Source organism: Streptococcus sp. SCPM-O-B-23252 (M501), assembly GCF_058200355.1.
Map to the genome: position 1 here is coordinate 59,158 of NZ_JBYQGS010000005.1, position 16,283 is coordinate 75,440.

18 protein-coding genes and 1 pseudogene are annotated in these 16,283 nt (G+C 42.3%); 9 read left to right on the top strand and 10 right to left on the bottom strand.

What is annotated here, in order from left to right; all coding sequences use genetic code 11:
- Positions 1–6: 6 nt before the first annotated feature.
- From AC3E6G_RS09065 to AC3E6G_RS09080, 4 genes are all read left to right on the top strand, one after another.
- A complete protein-coding gene (locus tag AC3E6G_RS09065) occupies positions 7–1,797 on the top strand; it encodes a V-type ATP synthase subunit A (RefSeq protein WP_490700848.1) in 1,791 nt (596 codons plus the stop codon).
- Entirely contained in the window at positions 1,784–3,181 is a 1,398-nt protein-coding gene (locus tag AC3E6G_RS09070; protein WP_048690706.1) for a V-type ATP synthase subunit B, read from the top strand. Before AC3E6G_RS09065 ends, AC3E6G_RS09070 begins: the two co-directional genes overlap by 14 nt.
- Before the next feature lie 21 nt (positions 3,182–3,202).
- Positions 3,203–3,826: a V-type ATP synthase subunit D gene (locus AC3E6G_RS09075; protein WP_048717126.1), complete on the top strand. Its 624-nt coding sequence runs from the start codon at positions 3,203–3,205 to the stop codon at positions 3,824–3,826.
- A gap of 548 nt (positions 3,827–4,374) precedes the next feature.
- Positions 4,375–5,547, top strand: a complete 1,173-nt coding sequence (locus AC3E6G_RS09080; RefSeq protein WP_195214387.1) for a LysM peptidoglycan-binding domain-containing protein — start codon at positions 4,375–4,377, stop codon at positions 5,545–5,547.
- 83 nt (positions 5,548–5,630) lie between these two features.
- Here AC3E6G_RS09080 and AC3E6G_RS09085 read toward each other — a convergent pair whose 3' ends face one another.
- Complete coding sequence (locus AC3E6G_RS09085; RefSeq protein WP_343094270.1) at positions 5,631–6,803, bottom strand: CynX/NimT family MFS transporter; 1,173 nt, start codon at positions 6,801–6,803, stop codon at positions 5,631–5,633.
- Positions 6,804–7,560: 757 nt separating this feature from the next.
- Between AC3E6G_RS09085 and AC3E6G_RS09090 the strand changes: the two genes are divergently transcribed.
- Complete coding sequence (locus tag AC3E6G_RS09090; protein ID WP_009732009.1) at positions 7,561–7,902, top strand: metal-sulfur cluster assembly factor; 342 nt, start codon at positions 7,561–7,563, stop codon at positions 7,900–7,902.
- A 48-nt stretch (positions 7,903–7,950) separates the two neighbouring features.
- Here the strand turns inward: AC3E6G_RS09090 and ilvD are convergent, their stop codons facing one another.
- Positions 7,951–9,654, bottom strand: coding sequence for a dihydroxy-acid dehydratase (gene ilvD / locus AC3E6G_RS09095; protein ID WP_006597056.1), 1,704 nt, complete (start codon positions 9,652–9,654; stop codon positions 7,951–7,953).
- A 237-nt stretch (positions 9,655–9,891) separates the two neighbouring features.
- Between ilvD and rpmF the strand changes: the two genes are divergently transcribed.
- The gene (gene rpmF / locus AC3E6G_RS09100) at positions 9,892–10,074 is read left to right on the top strand and encodes a 50S ribosomal protein L32 (protein ID WP_003009516.1); all 183 of its coding nucleotides are present in this window, start codon (positions 9,892–9,894) and stop codon (positions 10,072–10,074) included.
- 15 nt (positions 10,075–10,089) lie between these two features.
- Positions 10,090–10,239 (top strand): 50S ribosomal protein L33, encoded by a 150-nt coding sequence (rpmG, locus tag AC3E6G_RS09105; protein ID WP_001265622.1) that lies wholly within the window; start codon positions 10,090–10,092, stop codon positions 10,237–10,239.
- A gap of 537 nt (positions 10,240–10,776) precedes the next feature.
- Here rpmG and AC3E6G_RS09110 read toward each other — a convergent pair.
- The 5 genes and pseudogenes from AC3E6G_RS09110 to AC3E6G_RS09130 all read right to left on the bottom strand — a co-directional run.
- Complete coding sequence (locus AC3E6G_RS09110; RefSeq protein ID WP_070590489.1) at positions 10,777–11,826, bottom strand: DUF389 domain-containing protein; 1,050 nt, start codon at positions 11,824–11,826, stop codon at positions 10,777–10,779.
- Positions 11,823–12,146 carry a potassium channel family protein gene (locus AC3E6G_RS09115; RefSeq protein ID WP_490700849.1) on the bottom strand — a complete coding sequence of 108 codons (324 nt, stop codon included), beginning with the start codon at positions 12,144–12,146 and terminating at the stop codon, positions 11,823–11,825. The genes AC3E6G_RS09110 and AC3E6G_RS09115 overlap by 4 nt, the downstream gene beginning before the upstream one ends.
- Positions 12,147–12,159: 13 nt before the next feature.
- A complete protein-coding gene (locus AC3E6G_RS09120) occupies positions 12,160–12,501 on the bottom strand; it encodes a hypothetical protein (RefSeq protein ID WP_000397556.1) in 342 nt (113 codons plus the stop codon).
- Positions 12,426–12,728 (bottom strand): TMEM175 family protein, encoded by a 303-nt coding sequence (locus AC3E6G_RS09125; protein WP_004240734.1) that lies wholly within the window; start codon positions 12,726–12,728, stop codon positions 12,426–12,428. Before AC3E6G_RS09125 ends, AC3E6G_RS09120 begins: the two co-directional genes overlap by 76 nt.
- A gap of 353 nt (positions 12,729–13,081) precedes the next feature.
- Positions 13,082–13,189 (bottom strand): annotated as a pseudogene (locus AC3E6G_RS09130) (30S ribosomal protein S9); the annotation flags it as partial.
- 390 nt (positions 13,190–13,579) lie between these two features.
- Here AC3E6G_RS09130 and AC3E6G_RS09135 point away from each other — a divergent pair.
- Positions 13,580–14,176 carry a hypothetical protein gene (locus tag AC3E6G_RS09135; protein ID WP_009732005.1) on the top strand — a complete coding sequence of 199 codons (597 nt, stop codon included), beginning with the start codon at positions 13,580–13,582 and terminating at the stop codon, positions 14,174–14,176.
- A 2-nt stretch (positions 14,177–14,178) separates the two neighbouring features.
- A complete protein-coding gene (locus AC3E6G_RS09140; RefSeq protein WP_009732004.1) occupies positions 14,179–14,403 on the top strand; it encodes a helix-turn-helix transcriptional regulator in 225 nt (74 codons plus the stop codon).
- A 314-nt stretch (positions 14,404–14,717) separates the two neighbouring features.
- Here the strand turns inward: AC3E6G_RS09140 and AC3E6G_RS09145 are convergent, their stop codons facing one another.
- The 3 genes from AC3E6G_RS09145 to AC3E6G_RS09155 form a co-directional block, all read right to left on the bottom strand.
- Positions 14,718–15,353, bottom strand: coding sequence for an SdpI family protein (locus AC3E6G_RS09145; protein ID WP_195550481.1), 636 nt, complete (start codon positions 15,351–15,353; stop codon positions 14,718–14,720).
- The gene (locus AC3E6G_RS09150; RefSeq protein ID WP_061564603.1) at positions 15,340–15,621 is read right to left on the bottom strand and encodes an autorepressor SdpR family transcription factor; all 282 of its coding nucleotides are present in this window, start codon (positions 15,619–15,621) and stop codon (positions 15,340–15,342) included. The genes AC3E6G_RS09145 and AC3E6G_RS09150 overlap by 14 nt, the downstream gene beginning before the upstream one ends.
- A gap of 212 nt (positions 15,622–15,833) precedes the next feature.
- Positions 15,834–16,283: LPXTG cell wall anchor domain-containing protein (locus AC3E6G_RS09155; RefSeq protein ID WP_490700850.1), on the bottom strand; the 450-nt coding region annotated here is incomplete at its 5' end.

The following is a 16,283-nucleotide window of genomic DNA, read 5'->3' on the forward strand; positions in this document are numbered from 1 at the left end:
GAATACATGACTCAAGGAAAAATTATCAAAGTTTCCGGTCCCTTGGTGGTTGCATCAGGGATGCAGGAGGCCAATATCCAAGACATTTGCCGGGTCGGCGATCTTGGTTTGATTGGCGAAATTATTGAGATGCGTCGGGACGAAGCCTCTATCCAAGTATATGAAGAAACGTCTGGAGTCGGACCAGGTGAACCAGTGGTAACAACCGGAGCTCCCCTCTCTGTCGAGTTGGGACCAGGCTTGATTTCTCAGATGTTTGACGGGATCCAACGTCCATTGGAACGCTTCCAAGAAGTCACCGCCAGTGACTTCCTTATTCGTGGTGTGCAAGTTCCAAATCTAGACCGTGATACCAAATGGTCCTTCGAACCAAGCGTAGCAGAAGGAACAGAGGTGGTTGCCGGAGACATCGTCGGTACGGTTCAAGAGACCAATATGGTGGAACACCGCATCATGGTGCCGTTTGGAGTCAGTGGACGTGTGACCAAGATCGCAGCAGGTTCTTACACAGTAGAAGAGCCGGTTTATGAGATCGAGCAGGCTGATGGCAGTCTCTTTACTGGTACTTTGATGCAAAAATGGCCAGTTCGTCGAGGCCGTCCCTTTGCACAAAAGCTGATTCCAGTAGAACCTTTGGTTACAGGCCAACGGGTCATCGATACCTTCTTCCCTGTGACTAAGGGTGGAGCTGCAGCTGTTCCTGGTCCTTTCGGAGCTGGGAAAACAGTTGTGCAACACCAGGTGGCTAAGTTTGCCAATGTAGACATCGTAATTTACGTTGGTTGTGGGGAACGCGGAAATGAAATGACGGACGTTTTGAATGAATTTCCAGAGTTGATCGATCCAACGACTGGTCAATCCATTATGCAACGGACCGTTTTAATCGCCAACACTTCGAACATGCCAGTAGCGGCGCGGGAAGCTTCCATTTACACAGGGATTACCATTGCCGAATACTTCCGTGATATGGGCTATTCCGTTGCCATCATGGCCGATTCGACATCGCGCTGGGCGGAAGCTCTTCGTGAAATGTCTGGTCGTCTAGAAGAAATGCCAGGGGATGAAGGCTACCCAGCCTATCTTGGTAGCCGGATTGCTGAATATTACGAGCGTGCAGGACGGGTTAAGACACTGGGGACCACTGCGCGTGAAGGTTCGATTACCGCCATCGGTGCTGTTTCCCCTCCAGGTGGAGACATTTCAGAGCCGGTAACCCAAAATACCTTGCGGATCGTTAAGGTCTTCTGGGGACTAGATGCTCAGTTGGCCCAACGCCGCCACTTTCCAGCCATCAACTGGTTGAGTTCTTATTCCCTTTACCAGGATGAGGTGGGCCAATATATCGATCAGCATGAGCAGATTAGCTGGGCAGAAAAAGTGACCCGGGCTATGAACCTGCTTCAAAAAGAGAGTGAATTGCAAGAGATCGTCCGCTTGGTTGGTCTGGATTCCCTGTCTGAAAAAGACCGCTTGACCATGAATGCGGCCAAGATGATCCGTGAAGACTACCTGCAACAAAATGCCTTTGATGAGGTCGATACCTATACCTCCTTCAGCAAGCAGGTGGCCTTGTTGACCAACATTTTGACCTTTGATCAAGAAAGTCAAAAAGCACTAGAATTGGGAGCTTACTTCACAGAAATCATGGAAGGAACTGTAGACCTTCGGGACCGCATTGCCCGGAGCAAGTTCATCCATGAGGACCAGTTGGCTACCATTCAAGCCCTGAAAGAAGAAATCGTAGAAACCCTACACCAAATCGTCGCAAAAGGAGGAGTAGACAATGAGCGTGATTAAAGAATACCGTACTGTCAGCGAAGTTGTTGGCCCCTTGATGATTGTTGATCAGGTCGAAGGGGTTCACTACAATGAACTCGTAGAAATCAAGCTTCATGACGGAACGACCCGCCAGGGACAAGTCCTCGAAGTCCAAGAAGACAAGGCCATGGTCCAGCTCTTTGAAGGATCTAGCGGGATCAACTTGGAAAAAGCCAAAGTGCGCTTTACTGGACGTCCCCTAGAACTTCCTGTGTCTGAAGACATGGTCGGACGCATCTTTAACGGGATGGGCAAACCGATCGATGGTGGTCCAGAAATTATCCCAGAGAAATACTTGGACATTGATGGTCAAGCCATCAACCCTGTTTCACGGGACTATCCGGATGAATTTATCCAGACAGGGATCTCAGCCATTGACCATTTGAATACCTTGGTTCGGGGCCAAAAACTCCCAGTCTTCTCAGGTTCTGGTCTCCCTCACAAGGAATTGGCAGCCCAGATTGCCCGTCAAGCGACAGTTCTTAATTCGGAAGAAAACTTCGCCGTGGTCTTTGCGGCTATGGGGATTACCTTCGAAGAAGCCGAGTTCTTTATGAACGACCTTCGGGAAACAGGGGCGATTGATCGCTCTGTCCTCTTTATCAACCTAGCTAATGACCCAGCTATCGAGCGGATTGCCACTCCTCGGATCGCCTTGACAGCTGCCGAGTATTTGGCCTATGAAAAAGACATGCACGTCTTGGTTATCATGACCGATATGACCAACTACTGTGAAGCCCTTCGGGAAGTATCCGCTGCCCGCCGGGAGGTTCCAGGACGTCGGGGCTATCCAGGTTACCTCTATACTAACCTTTCAACCCTCTACGAACGTGCGGGACGCTTGGTTGGAAAGAAAGGATCTGTGACCCAAATTCCGATCCTCTCCATGCCAGAAGATGACATCACCCACCCCATCCCTGACTTGACAGGCTACATCACGGAAGGTCAGATTATCTTGTCCCGCGATCTCTACAATAGTGGTTATCGTCCACCGATCAATGTTCTTCCCTCCCTTTCCCGTTTGAAGGACAAGGGTTCTGGTGAAGGCAAGACTCGGAAAGACCATGCAGCGACCATGAACCAGCTCTTTGCGGCTTACGCCCAAGGAAAACAGGCAAAAGAGTTAGCCGTGGTGCTTGGAGAATCCGCCTTGTCCGATACAGATAAGCTCTATGTTAAGTTTACCGATCGCTTTGAGAAGGAGTACATCAACCAAGGCTTTACCACCAATCGGACCATTCAAGAAAGTCTGGATCTAGGTTGGGAATTGCTGGCTATCTTGCCACGGACAGAGCTCAAGCGGATCAAGGATGACATGATTGACGAATACCTCCCAAAAACTTCTCAGGAAGCACAAGCCTAGGAGTAGAAAGGAGGAAGTCAGATGGCACGATTAAATGTCAAACCCACTCGGATGGAGTTAAACACCCTCAAAGAGCGTCTGAAAACGGCAACCAGAGGACACAAACTTCTCAAGGACAAACGAGACGAGCTCATGCGACGCTTCATCGAATCAGTCCGTGAAAATGACCGACTCCGCCAGAAGGTTGAAGCCGCTCTGATTGGCAATATGCAAGAATTTGTCCTGGCCAAATGTCTGGAAAATGACCTCATGGTCCAGGAAATCTTTGCAGTTCCAACGCGGGAAGTCAGCCTGCATATCGAGACGGAGAACATCATGAGTGTGCGTGTGCCTAAGATGCATGCCCATATTGACAATCCATATGGAGACGATGAGGGAGACGTGGTCTACAGCTATGTGGCTTCCAATAGCCAGATGGACAATACCATTCAAGAAATGGAAGAACTCCTTCCAGACCTGTTGCGACTGGCAGAGATTGAAAAAACTTGTCAGCTCATGGCCGATGAGATCGAAAAGACACGCCGTCGGGTCAATGGACTGGAGTATGCGACTATTCCAGACCTCAAGGAAACCATCTATTATATCGAAATGAAACTCGAAGAAGCCGAACGCGCCAACCTGGTCCGAATCATGAAGGTCAAATAAGATACAAAGCCCGCAAAATGCAAGGTGAAAATGTGGAGCAGGACAGAAGCACTGTTGTATAGAATGCTTCGTTGTCCTTCCCCCACAAGGCTGATTAGGATTTTTCCGAGCTCTTAAAGCGAGAGAAAAATCCAATCAGCTACTGTGCCTTTGAAGTTAGTACTATTACAGTTTGCGTTTTTCACACAGTATTTAGGGTGTGTTCAATTAATAAGATACAAGCCGTTAAAAACAGCACCCCAAGTGATGTCTACAAGACACGAACTTGGGGTGTTTTTTAGCTTTTATTCAACTGAAAAATCTTTCAAAATTCCCTCGTTCATGGCTTTCAAAGGCTTCTGATACAATGAATTTGTTTGATTATCCAAATAGTACTAACTGTCATTAATTGTTAAGAAAATGTAACAAGAAAGGGCTAATGTTACAAATTAGGGTCAGTTAGATTAAAAGAAAAGAAGAGCCATTCTAAAGACAAAAAATGTGGTAGAATATTAAATGTATCTGTCTGGAGATAAATCTCCGATAATAAGAAAACGAGGAAAGAACGTATGAAGAAAGTAAATAAAAAGGCTCTAATTGCTTCGACTGTTGCTATGGCGGTATTGCCATTTACAACTGGTAAAGCAGAATCAAATGGAGATTGGGTTGCCCGTTCTGTAGATGAAATTCGTGCAGATATTTCAACTTCAGAAAACAAACAAACCTACACCATCAAATATGGGGATACCCTAAGCACGATTGCGGAAGCTTTGAATGTTGACGTAACTGTTTTGGCAAACTTGAACCAAATCAGCAACATTGATTTGATTTTCCCAGGAACTGTCTTGACAACAACTGTCAATGATCAGAACCAAGTGACGGGTGTAGAAATCCAAACTCCTACAGCAGGTAATGCTGATGCAACTGTGACAACTTCTGCTGATTTGACAAACAACCAAATCAAAGTAGACAATCAAACTGTTGCAGTGGGTGATTTGACAAAACCAGTAGCAGATGAAAGCAACCAAGCTGTAGAACTCCCTCAAGCACCTGCAGTTGTAGCAGCAGTGGCAGAGCAAGTATCAGAAAGCTTGTCAACTCCAGAAGCACCAGCTGAAACACCTGCACCAGCAGCTCCAGTAGCAGAGGAAGCACCAGCACCAGTTGTTGAAGAAGCACCTGCACAACCTGCTGCAGCGCCAGCTGAAGTAGCGGCTCCTGTAGAAGCACCAGTTGTTGAGGAAGCCCCAGCGGCTCCAGTAGCTGAACCAGCTCCAGTCGTAGAAGTTCCAGCAGAACCAGAAGTTACTGCGGTTGCTTCAACACCACAATATGGTGCACCAGCACCAGTTGTTGATACGACAGCTTCAACTCCTTCAACAGCAACTCCAACTTCAAATGAAGGTCTTCGACCTCAAACAATTAAATTCAAAGAACAAGTGATTAATGAACTTGGCTTGACTGATATCGGTGGTTACCGTCCTGGTGACCCAGAAGATCACGGTAAAGGTCTTGCGATCGACGTTATGGTTCCAGAAAGTTCAGCGATTGGTGATCAAGTAGCTCAATATGCAATCGATCACATGCAAGAAAATGGCATTTCTTACATCATCTGGAAACAACGTTTCTATGCTCCAGTAAATAACATTTATGGACCAGCAAACACTTGGAATGAAATGCCAGACCGTGGTAGCGTAACAGAAAATCACTACGACCACGTACACGTATCATTTTACGAATAATTAAGTATAGCAAAGAATCAGGAATATCCTGATTCTTTTTTTGTATAAAAAATAGATCCCATTGCTCAATAGGATCTAGTGGATTAAAGGATGATATCAGATTTTTCTACTTGATAGAGAGCCATACTCATAAACAAAGCAACAACAAGAAGAAGTAGAATCCCGGGTGTCCAAGAGTGGAAGATTTGTTGGCTTGAACCAAATAAGATAGGTCCAAGTGCAGCAAAGACGTATCCTCCCGTTTGAGCTAGTCCAGAGAGCTGAGCAGTTTTCTCAGGAGAGCTAGACTTCATGGAGAAGGTAACCATGAGGTAAGGGAATAAGATACTCGTAAAACTTCCGATCAAGATATTCAGGATCAACCAGTAAATGAAGTTGTCTGTCTTTAGTAACAGCATGGCAATTCCAGTAAAACCAGCTAAAACAGTCGTTATCAGCATGATGCGACGGTTTCGTTCAGAAAGGCTGGTGGTGAGACTTGGAATGGTCATAGAGAAGGGAAGACTCATCAGGGTGAATACAGATGCTAAAATTCCTGCATTGGCTTGACTGATGCCGGCTTGGGTCGCCATGGTAGGAAGCCAGGTCATCGTGGTATAGTACAAGAGAGACTGAAGACCACAGAAGAGCATAATAGCCCAGACCTTACCATTCTTATACCAGCTAGTCTTATTTTCATTAGAAGAGGAGTTTTTTTTCAAATAATGATTATGACGAGCATTGGGGAGCCAAATCACAAGTGCAAGCGCACAGACAACTGTCAGCACCCAAACCAGACCTTGCCAAGAGGTGGCTTGGGTGATAGGAACAGCGACAGAAGAAGCTACCGCAGTAGACAAGCCCATTGCAGTGATATAGAGGGTTGTTAAGAAGCCAAGACGTTTTGGCTCATTGGCTTGGATCAAGCTTGGTAGAAGGACATTGATAAAGGCAATCGCAGCACCAATCAAAAGTGTCCCCACATAGAGGAGAGGCAGATTGATGGTACGCAGAGCAGATCCAATCGTCATTAGGATCAAAACACCAAGAAAGAGTCGCTCAATCCCAAAGCGTCTCGCCCAGCTAGTAGCAAAAGGAGAGAAAATAGCGAAGGTTAGGAGGGGGAGACTCGTCAAAAGGCCGAGAGAACTCACCTCGACACCAAAGCTAGCAGCAATATCTGATAAGACAGTGGAGAGGGTCGTAAATGGGGCCCGCAAGACCACTCCTAGTAAAAGGATCCCTGGAATGAGAAAACGTGAATGGTTTTGTTTCATAATGTACCTCCTTGCTCGAAAATGAACAGCATCCGTATCATTATAGCACAAGAACTTGGAGGAGGCAAAAGGAATTATCGGGGAATAAAGCCCGTAAAATAGCTGTTTCGCCTACAAATATAGGAAACAATAGAAAGATAGAGCTGAAAAAAATTTTTGAAGGTTTTAAAACTTTCTTCACACATCCTTTTTATAGGAGTCTAGTTATCTCCGCTCAAACTGCGTCAACGTACCTAAACTCGCTGATGCTCGTAAAAAAATAAGGAACGTAGTTCTCACTAGCGTTCGAACTGCATCAATGTACCTAAGCTCGTCCACGTCCCTATCAGGCTTGGTTAGATGAAATAGGTTTAGTAATAATTACATAACGCAGTGGTTGATTGGTATCTTTGTTCGCTCTTATAGCTCCAAAGATTACCTAATCAACTGTGCGGGGGTGAAACAACGAACAATTTTAAAAAATTGTTCTGTCTCACTCCCATAAAAAAAGCCACCTGATTTGGTGGCCTTTATGGGAGATTATTATGAAAAAGTTTAGGATTTTCTATCAAACAAAGTTAGGAGGTCTTCATTTGATGGTATTAGTATAAATCGGAAAACTTAAAGAAAACTTAAGATAAGTTCCTGTAATTTTAAATCAGTCTTAAGACGGATGGTTTGATTTGTAGCTGTCATTCGATCTCATTCTAGGTGAACTTGCATTATTGTCAGAATTGTGAGAAAATAGTCTTCATCAAAGGAGGGAAAGGATAGCGAGATGAGAGAGGATATCAAGATTAACGACCGTGCCCTGGCACTGGAGAAACAATTGATTGAAAAGTTAGAGCTTGTGTTTGATACCGATGTTGAATTGGACGTCTACAACCTCGGTTTGATTTATGAGTTGGATCTGGATGAGGAAGGGACTTGCAAGGTAGTCATGACCTTTACAGATACCGCTTGTAGCTGCGCTGAGAGTCTTCCTATCGAAATCGTCGCCCGCCTAAAAGAAATTGACGGTATTGAAGACGTCAAAGTAGAAGTAACCTGGTCGCCAGCTTGGAAAATTACCCGGATCAGCCGTTATGGGCGTATTGCCCTTGGCTTGCCACCACGATAAATCAATAAAACTCACTTTACAAATCAGTAAAGTGAGTTTTTTCTTATCTTATTGTTTACCAGACTGTTCCATATTCCAGAAGTCGGTTACGGCACCGCGTGAAGCAGAGGATACCGTGTGGGCATACTTACCGAGAACCCCACGGCTATACAGTGGTGGCAAGGTTGTTTCAGCTTTCCGTTTGGCCAACTCTTCGTCTGAGACGTGCATGGTGATTTCTTTGGTATCTTGGTCAACTGTTACCAGATCCCCTGTGTGGAGATAGGCGATTGGACCGCCGACCTGAGCTTCAGGCGCGATGTGTCCAACAACGAGACCGTAAGTACCACCAGAGAAGCGTCCGTCTGTCAAGAGGGCCACCTTATCTCCTTGGCCTTTCCCAACGATCATGGATGACAAGGACAGCATTTCCGGCATACCAGGACCACCCTTAGGTCCTACGAAACGTACAACAACAACGTCTCCATCCACGATTTCATCCGAAAGAACCGCTTCAATGGCCGCTTCTTCCGAGTCAAAGACCTTAGCAGGACCAGTGATGTTACGAACTTTCACACCTGATACTTTGGCAACCGCCCCTTCTGGAGCCAAGTTCCCTTTCAAGATGATCAATGGACCATCCGCACGTTTTGGATTTTCAAGTGGCATGATGACTTTTTGACCTGGTGTCAAATCAGCAAAGGCTTCTAAGTTTTCAGCCACCGTTTTACCAGTACATGTGATGCGATCCCCGTGAAGGAAACCATTCTTAAGAAGGTATTTCATGACGGCTGGCACACCACCGACATTGTAAAGGTCTTGGAAGACGTATTGACCAGAAGGTTTCAAGTCTGCCAAGTGAGGCACACGCTCTTGGAAATCATTGAAGTCTTCAAGGGTCAAATCCACATTGGCCGCATGAGCGATCGCCAGCAAGTGAAGAGTCGCATTGGTGGATCCACCCAGCGCCATGGTCACTGTAATCGCATCTTCAAAGGCTTCACGGGTCAAGATGTCAGATGGCTTCAGTCCCATTTCAAGCATTTTGACAACTGCACGACCTGCTTCTTCGATATCGGCTTTTTTATCAGCTGATTCAGCAGGGTGAGAAGAGGAACCTGGCAAGCTCATCCCAAGGACCTCGATCGCTGTCGCCATGGTGTTGGCCGTATACATACCACCACAACCACCAGGGCCTGGGCAGGCATTACATTCTAGTTGCTTCACTTCTTCAGCAGTCATATCACCATGGTTCCATTTCCCGATCCCTTCGAAAACAGAAACCAAGTCAATATCCTTGCCGTTCAGATTACCCGGTGCAATGGTCCCACCATAGGCAAAGATCGCTGGGATATCCATATTGGCAATGGCGATCATCGAACCAGGCATGTTCTTATCACAACCCCCGATGGCTACAAAGGCATCCACGTTGTGACCGCCCATAGCCGCTTCGATAGAGTCTGCTATGATATCACGAGAAGTCAAGGAGAAGCGCATCCCAGGCGTTCCCATAGCAATCCCATCCGCAACCGTAATAGTTCCGAATTGGACCGGCCAAGCTCCCGCATCTTTTACACCTTCTTTGGCCAATTTTCCAAAATCATGAAGGTGCATGTTACAAGGTGTGTTTTCAGCCCAAGTAGAAATCACCCCTACGATTGGTTTTTCAAAGTTTTCATCTGTCATCCCAGTTGCCCGAAGCATAGCCCGGTTAGGGGACTTGACCATGCTGTCATAGACGCTACTGCGATGGCGTGTATCTAATTCTGTCATCTGATTCCCTCTCATCGTATTTTTTATTATTATAGCACAATTTACGACCCAACGACAGAAGAAAATTCTTGAATTTTCAGACAATTTAACAGAGTGAGGATGGAGAATAGAGGATGAAAGAAATTATTTGAAAAAAGTTGTCAAGTAACTTTACTTTACAAAAAAGTTTTGTTATACTGTTAAAGTTGATGAAAATCAAACCTAATTGAATTTATATCTTAAAAGGAGAAAAACGAAATGGCAGTACCTGCACGTCGCACATCAAAAGCGAAGAAAAACAAACGTCGTACGCACTACAAAGTAACAGCTCCATCTGTAAACTTTGACGAAGCAACTGGAGATTACTCACGTTCACACCGTGTATCACTTAAAGGATACTACAAAGGACGTAAGATCGCTAAAGCTGCATCAGCTGAATAATAGAAGGGAGATACCATGCGCGTAAATATTACACTTGAACACAAAGAATCTGGTGAACGCTTGTACCTTACTTCTAAAAACAAACGTAACACTCCAGACCGTCTTCAATTGAAGAAATACTCACCAAAACTTCGCAAACACGTTGTGTTTACAGAGGTGAAATAGGGGTTCACTACACGTCAATAGATGTTAGAAACCTTGATTTTAAGCGATTCTTGAAATTCTAAATTTCACTACATTGCAATATAAATCAACCGAATCACTACCTTTTTCACTACCTTTTTTGAAATAAGAATAATGATTCGGATATATAAAAGAAGAGGAACTTTATTGTGAAGCTCCTCTTTTTGTTATGTGTTCTTTTTCTCACAGATCGTATGACCTGGTTTGGAAAGTATGAATTTCAGTTGGACTAAAAACAGCGTAATATCAAGACTTTTCTCCGCTTTTATAAAAGCGTTTTTCCAATCAAATTCAACTAATTTTATCTAAATGGTGTGGATTTTACCCCCAAAATTACAGAGAATGGAGCTGATAAACACTAAACGTTCACACCATTAGTTAAATGATTTTTTTCATCATTTTTCTTAGATGATAGAACTTCTAATTTATTTCTTATTCAAGCAAAAACAACCTGCTATAAGTAAGAAAGAGGAAGATACAAGAAAAACACGGCGTAAAAACCGATTCAGTTCATTGTCCTCAATCCTTGTCTGCTTCATTTTCTTTTACGAGATCGTTTTGTGAATCTTTTTCAGAGAGTTTTTGATCAATATACTTGTCAATGTTTTCATAAAATTCCTTGGTCGCTTCACTATCTAATGTTGGCGAGTTCTGAACTTGATTCACTTTCAATTGAACAGATTGAATACCGTAAGAGGCTTGTTTTTGGTGGAGTGTTTCTAATTCTTCTTCTGAAATCGGATCTCCAACAACCGTCAAGACCAATTCATTGTTACTTGACTTGTAGACTTGATTAATAACCGTATAATTGGCGAACTCTTTTCCTACAAACTGTTTGATCCCTTCTTTGCGCGCTTGTTCTATTGTCAGAGTAACTGCCGAATAGCTAGCTGGAAGAATCAACAATACAATCAAAGAAATCAAGCCAATTCTCATTTTAATACTCAGCTCTTTAAATGAAGTTAAAGGAGATTTTCTCATCAAAATTCTTGTTCCAACAATGTTGGCTAGCATGATAAAGACACAGTTGATCAAGAAAAGATAGAGAGCCCCCAATAAAAATCGTACATTCCCATTAGCTAAACCATAGCCAGCAGTACAGATAGGCGGCATCAAAGCTGTAGCAATGGCTACTCCTGGCACGATATTGTTTGCTTCTTTTTTCCTTGAACCGATCACACCAGCAATCCCACCAGCAATAGCAATGAGAACATCCCAAATGGTTGGAGATGTTCGTGCAATCAACTCGCTACTTGCATAAGATAAGGGAGAAATCCAGAAATATAGAGTCGATACAAGCAAACTGACCAATACTTGAGTAAATAAAACCTCTAGAGATTGCTTGATTAAACGCGTATCAAAAATAGCTAAACCAAACCCCAGTCCAACAATCGGTGTCATAAGAGGGGAAATCAGCATGGCTCCAATAATGACAGCTGTTGAATTCGTATTTAGACCTATAGAGGCAATAAAAATCGCACACATCAAAATCACTGTATCTCTTAATCGAACATGAAGGTCATCATATAATTTCTCACGGAATTCCCGTGTTGAATAATTGGCAGTCATTTGTTCTCTCCTCTTTCCTTATTTAAATCGGTATAATAATTAATAATAACAGCTGATAAACAGCCAAAAAATATGAGCCCATAAATCGTCAAGAAGACACTGGTAATCCTTCCAATCAAGGTCACAGCTAGGAGATCCCCGTAGCCGACAGTCGTCGAAGTCACAAAAGCATACCAAAGACCGTCTCCGTAATTTGTGATAGCAGGTTCAACTAGGAAAAGCACGCCTCCTGACCCAAAAACAAAGGTCACAAAACTCAGAGCAAACCGAGTAAAACCCGTAACCTGTATAATATGCCATAACATTTTTAAACGTCTCATTTGTTCTCCTTATTCATACTAGCTCCTGACCGAGCCGTTTTTTCCAATAATCAAAGTGAAGATAGGACATGATCTCCATCAGAGAAAGATAGACAAACTGATAGATCTGATTTAAGCTGATTATCAACTGATATTGTTTGAAAAATGACTGGAAGAAAGACCAGATATGACTGTCTTGAATCAGTCCCTTCTTAACATCAGACAGGATATTAGCTAAAGCTCCCAAGGACTGAAACGGTAAATCCTTGACATTTATATAGATCCGGTCCACCACATCATTCAGACTGGTATCTTGGATGGCATGAAATTCTCCAAAGAGAACTCCTGCCGCTCCAAGAGTAGAAACAAATTCCACCAAATAATTTCTGAGGAAATTTTCTCAACCTTTTCCCATAATGTGTTTAGTGCCATCCATAACGATCCCAACCAGAAAAAGGAAAGAAAACAAGCAAAGAAATTTTGCCGTAAATCCCAAAAAGCTTCAAGACTTGGTGTTGTTGGTTTTTCTAACTCTAAAATCAAGATGGTCATAATAATTGCTAGAACAGCATCTGTCAATACAATTAATCTGTCTTTCTTCATCGGATTGCATCCCCTTTCTTTTTTGTAACATTCTATCTTATCGCATAATATTGGATATTCTTTCATAATCCGACTACAAACAAAAATAAACCAAAAAGTCTGTCCCTATTATGCTATATTTAACTCTAGAAGTATTCATCCATCTAATTAATAAATATATCATATTTCACAATAAATGAATACTATCAAAGATTCATCCCCTTTCACTTCATCATTTAGTGTTGCTTAGATTTATCAAAAACAACCAAATTTGTATTAATTTCAAGTATCACCTAGTTACAAAAATTTGGGGTGAACAGAAAAAGCATCCCGTATTTTTGATACGAAATGCTTTCAATAAGTTTAAATAAGTTTTAACGTTTACTAAATTGTGATGCTTTACGAGCTTTTTTCAAGCCTGGTTTGGAAAGTTTGGGTTTCAGTTGGATTAAAAATAGCGTCATATCAAGGCTTTTCAGAACGGAATCTACTGATTAATTTCATGAAATTTGAATCAGTATTTTTTAAACAGGGGAATAGTTTAGGTCTGTAAGAATTAACTTATACATTTACAAGGTTCATTCTGATCGACTTTATAACTGTCTAAGAAAAAAGTAAAGATTCATACAGTATCTAGATTTTCCAAAAATTCTTTATCATCAAATATTATTAACAAAACTATCCAAACTAAATCCGATACATTGCTTCAAAGAATTCTTTAGTTGTTTGACTAGCGAGGTCTTTAATTAAAAAAATTTTTAAAATAATTACCACCTTGACACATAAATTCTTGCTTTCCAAGTTTAAATGTGATATATTTATAACATAAATTTTAAGTGTTATATATTTATAACATAAAAAAGGAGTCTATCGTGAAAAAAAGTCAAAAAATGCGTGGCCTCATTGCAATGATTGCCGTAGCTCTCTTTATTGATTTTATTGTTTTATTTGGTTCTAATCTTAGTTGGGGATCCAAGTTAGTTATTACTGGTATTTCAGTGTCAGGTCAAATTATAGCTATATGGAGCTGGCTACATATGAAACCACGGCCTCATAAGATTCAGAAAGGTGAGGGGAAGACTATTTTTGACTTGTCTGCTAAGCTTTACACGATACTTTTTTTTGCAGCAAGCATTTTTTATACAGTAGGGATTTGGGTTGCGACCCCAAGCGAAAGTTCTGGTATTAAAGAATGGATTTTGGGAATTGGTCTCGTTATTGAAGTGATTGTATTTGGTTTTTTCTGTTTGAAAAATGTCAAGGAAACTCCGGACGAACGCTTTTATGCTAATTTAGCCAAGGCAGCTAGCTTGATGTTTGTTTTTATACTAGGCGCACTGATGATTCTAGCAGTTATCATTGGGTATATAGGGTCTCTCACTCTTCACATGGGCCAGATCTTTATTAGCATATCTGCCTTGATTTTCATCTTTGCGGTTGTCTATCTTATCTTGGAACGGAGAGGATAAGCATGGCCAAAGAAAGCAAGATTATTACTAATCTCAAATCTGTTCGTGAGTCCACAGGCATGACCCAGCAGGAGTTAGCCGACCTCATCGGCATGCGACGCGAGACAATTCTGCACTTAGAAAATAACCGTTACAATCCTTCGCTGGAAATGGCTCTTAAAATTGCTCAAGTTTTTAATCTGAAAATAGAAGACCTCTTTGAACTCAGACAGAAAGAGGAAGCATAATTCTTTTCGAGACCTAGTATTAGGTTCATTGATTAATTAGGAATTGAAGCCAAAGGAAAAATCCTTTTTAGTCGTGATAAAGAAGTTATTTCATTGATACCTAACTTACATTGCTTAAAGAGAAATAAAAATGGAACCCCTAGTCATCCACTCTACTTATCCAAAGACATAAAACCTTCCTCATACAAAGGATAGACCTTCGACTTTCAGAAAAAAATCTTTCCCTGAAAATTTGGAATTTGAAACGATGAATATGCAAAAACAACCAGAAAAGAAACAGTTCACGACTGCTTCTTCTCTGGTTGTTTTTCATACTAACGATTTTTCCGACTTAATTGATAAGAGTACATCATAGGGATAAACACAATGGCGAGGAGGACCAGCACCAATACATAAGAAAGCGCGAATTGAAGGCCAGCTTCCAGTAGGAGGATCAAGCCTCCGAGGACCCACAACTTCCCTGCCAAGCGATGGGTTTTGTTCCAGTTGTCTTCACTCTGTAAGGTCCAGGGTAGGCGGATCCCAACCGTATGGTTCACTTTTAGCTTAGGCATGTAGTTGCCCATGATCACAAAGATGAGCCCTAGCAAAGCAGAAACAAAAATAGAAGGATTGGTCGTAGAGCCTAGCGCCTTACTATAGATGAGATGGGAGACGATTAAGGAGACTATTGGAATCAACCAGTAGATTACTTTGACCATTTTCTCATTCATAGTACGGTTCTTAGGATCACGTCCGATTATAAAAATCACAAACAGATGCACCAAGAGAAGGAAAACAGGAAGACCAAACACAGCTAGTGCTTTCGATTGGAAGTTATTGGCCTGACCAGCAGCATTAAAGTGAATCGGGATTTGGTTAGGCAATTGTGACCAAATCATCAGCCCCCAAAGTATGGGAAAGAGTGTTACGGTAGAGGTTACAGTCAATAGGGTTTTATTCGTTTTCATCAGTAGAGTCTCCTTTCAAATCAACGAGCCAGACCATTAAATCCTCCAAGACTGAAGTATTGAGTTCATAGTAGATAAAATTCTTCTCTTTTTCCTCTCGAATTAAATCTGCCTGCTTGAGTATGCTTAAATGATGGGAAATGGTCGCTCCTGCTACATCAAAGTGGCCAGCGATATCGCCAGCGGATAATTTCCCTGCCTTTAGCAGCTCTAAGATACTTCTTCTTATCGGATTCGATAAAGCTTTAAATGTTTGCGCAAAATTCATTCTCTATCTTCTCCAATCTATTTAGATTTCTTTCTAAATAGATTCTAGTACTTCCAGATAGATTTGTCAACTCTATTTTGAAAAAAATCGAAATAGGTCTAAATTGGATCTCCTTGTGACCTGCTAGAAAGATGTTGTTGCCAGTAGAAATGTTATTTTAGAAGACACAAAAAACCTCTAGCCATTAGCTAGAGGTTTCGATTTAGTCAGGTTTATTGATTTGAAAGTTTACGTTTCAATAAGATAGCACCTGATAGAACAATTGCTCCTAGGACAATGAATCCAGTAGCTGCGACTTCACCTGTACTTGGGAGAACTTTCTTACGACCTTTGCCGTCGCCGGTACCTTCAGTTGTTGAAGATGACGGAGTTGGTGTTGGAGTAGTCGTTGAAGTTGTAGTCGGTTCTTCACTTGTAGTAGTTGTAGTTGTAGTTGTTTCGCCTGTAGTGGTTGAAGTGGTTGTATCTTCTTTGGTTGTTGTGGTAGTTGAAGTTGTAGTCGGCTCTTCAGTTGTTGTGGTAGTTGAAGTTGTAGTCGGCTCTTCGGTTGTTGTGGTAGTCGAAGTTGTAGTCGGCTCTTCAGTTGTTGTGGTAGTTGAAGTTGTAGTCGGCTCTTCAGTTGTTGTGGTAGTCGAAGTTGTAGTCGGCTCTTCAGTTGTTGT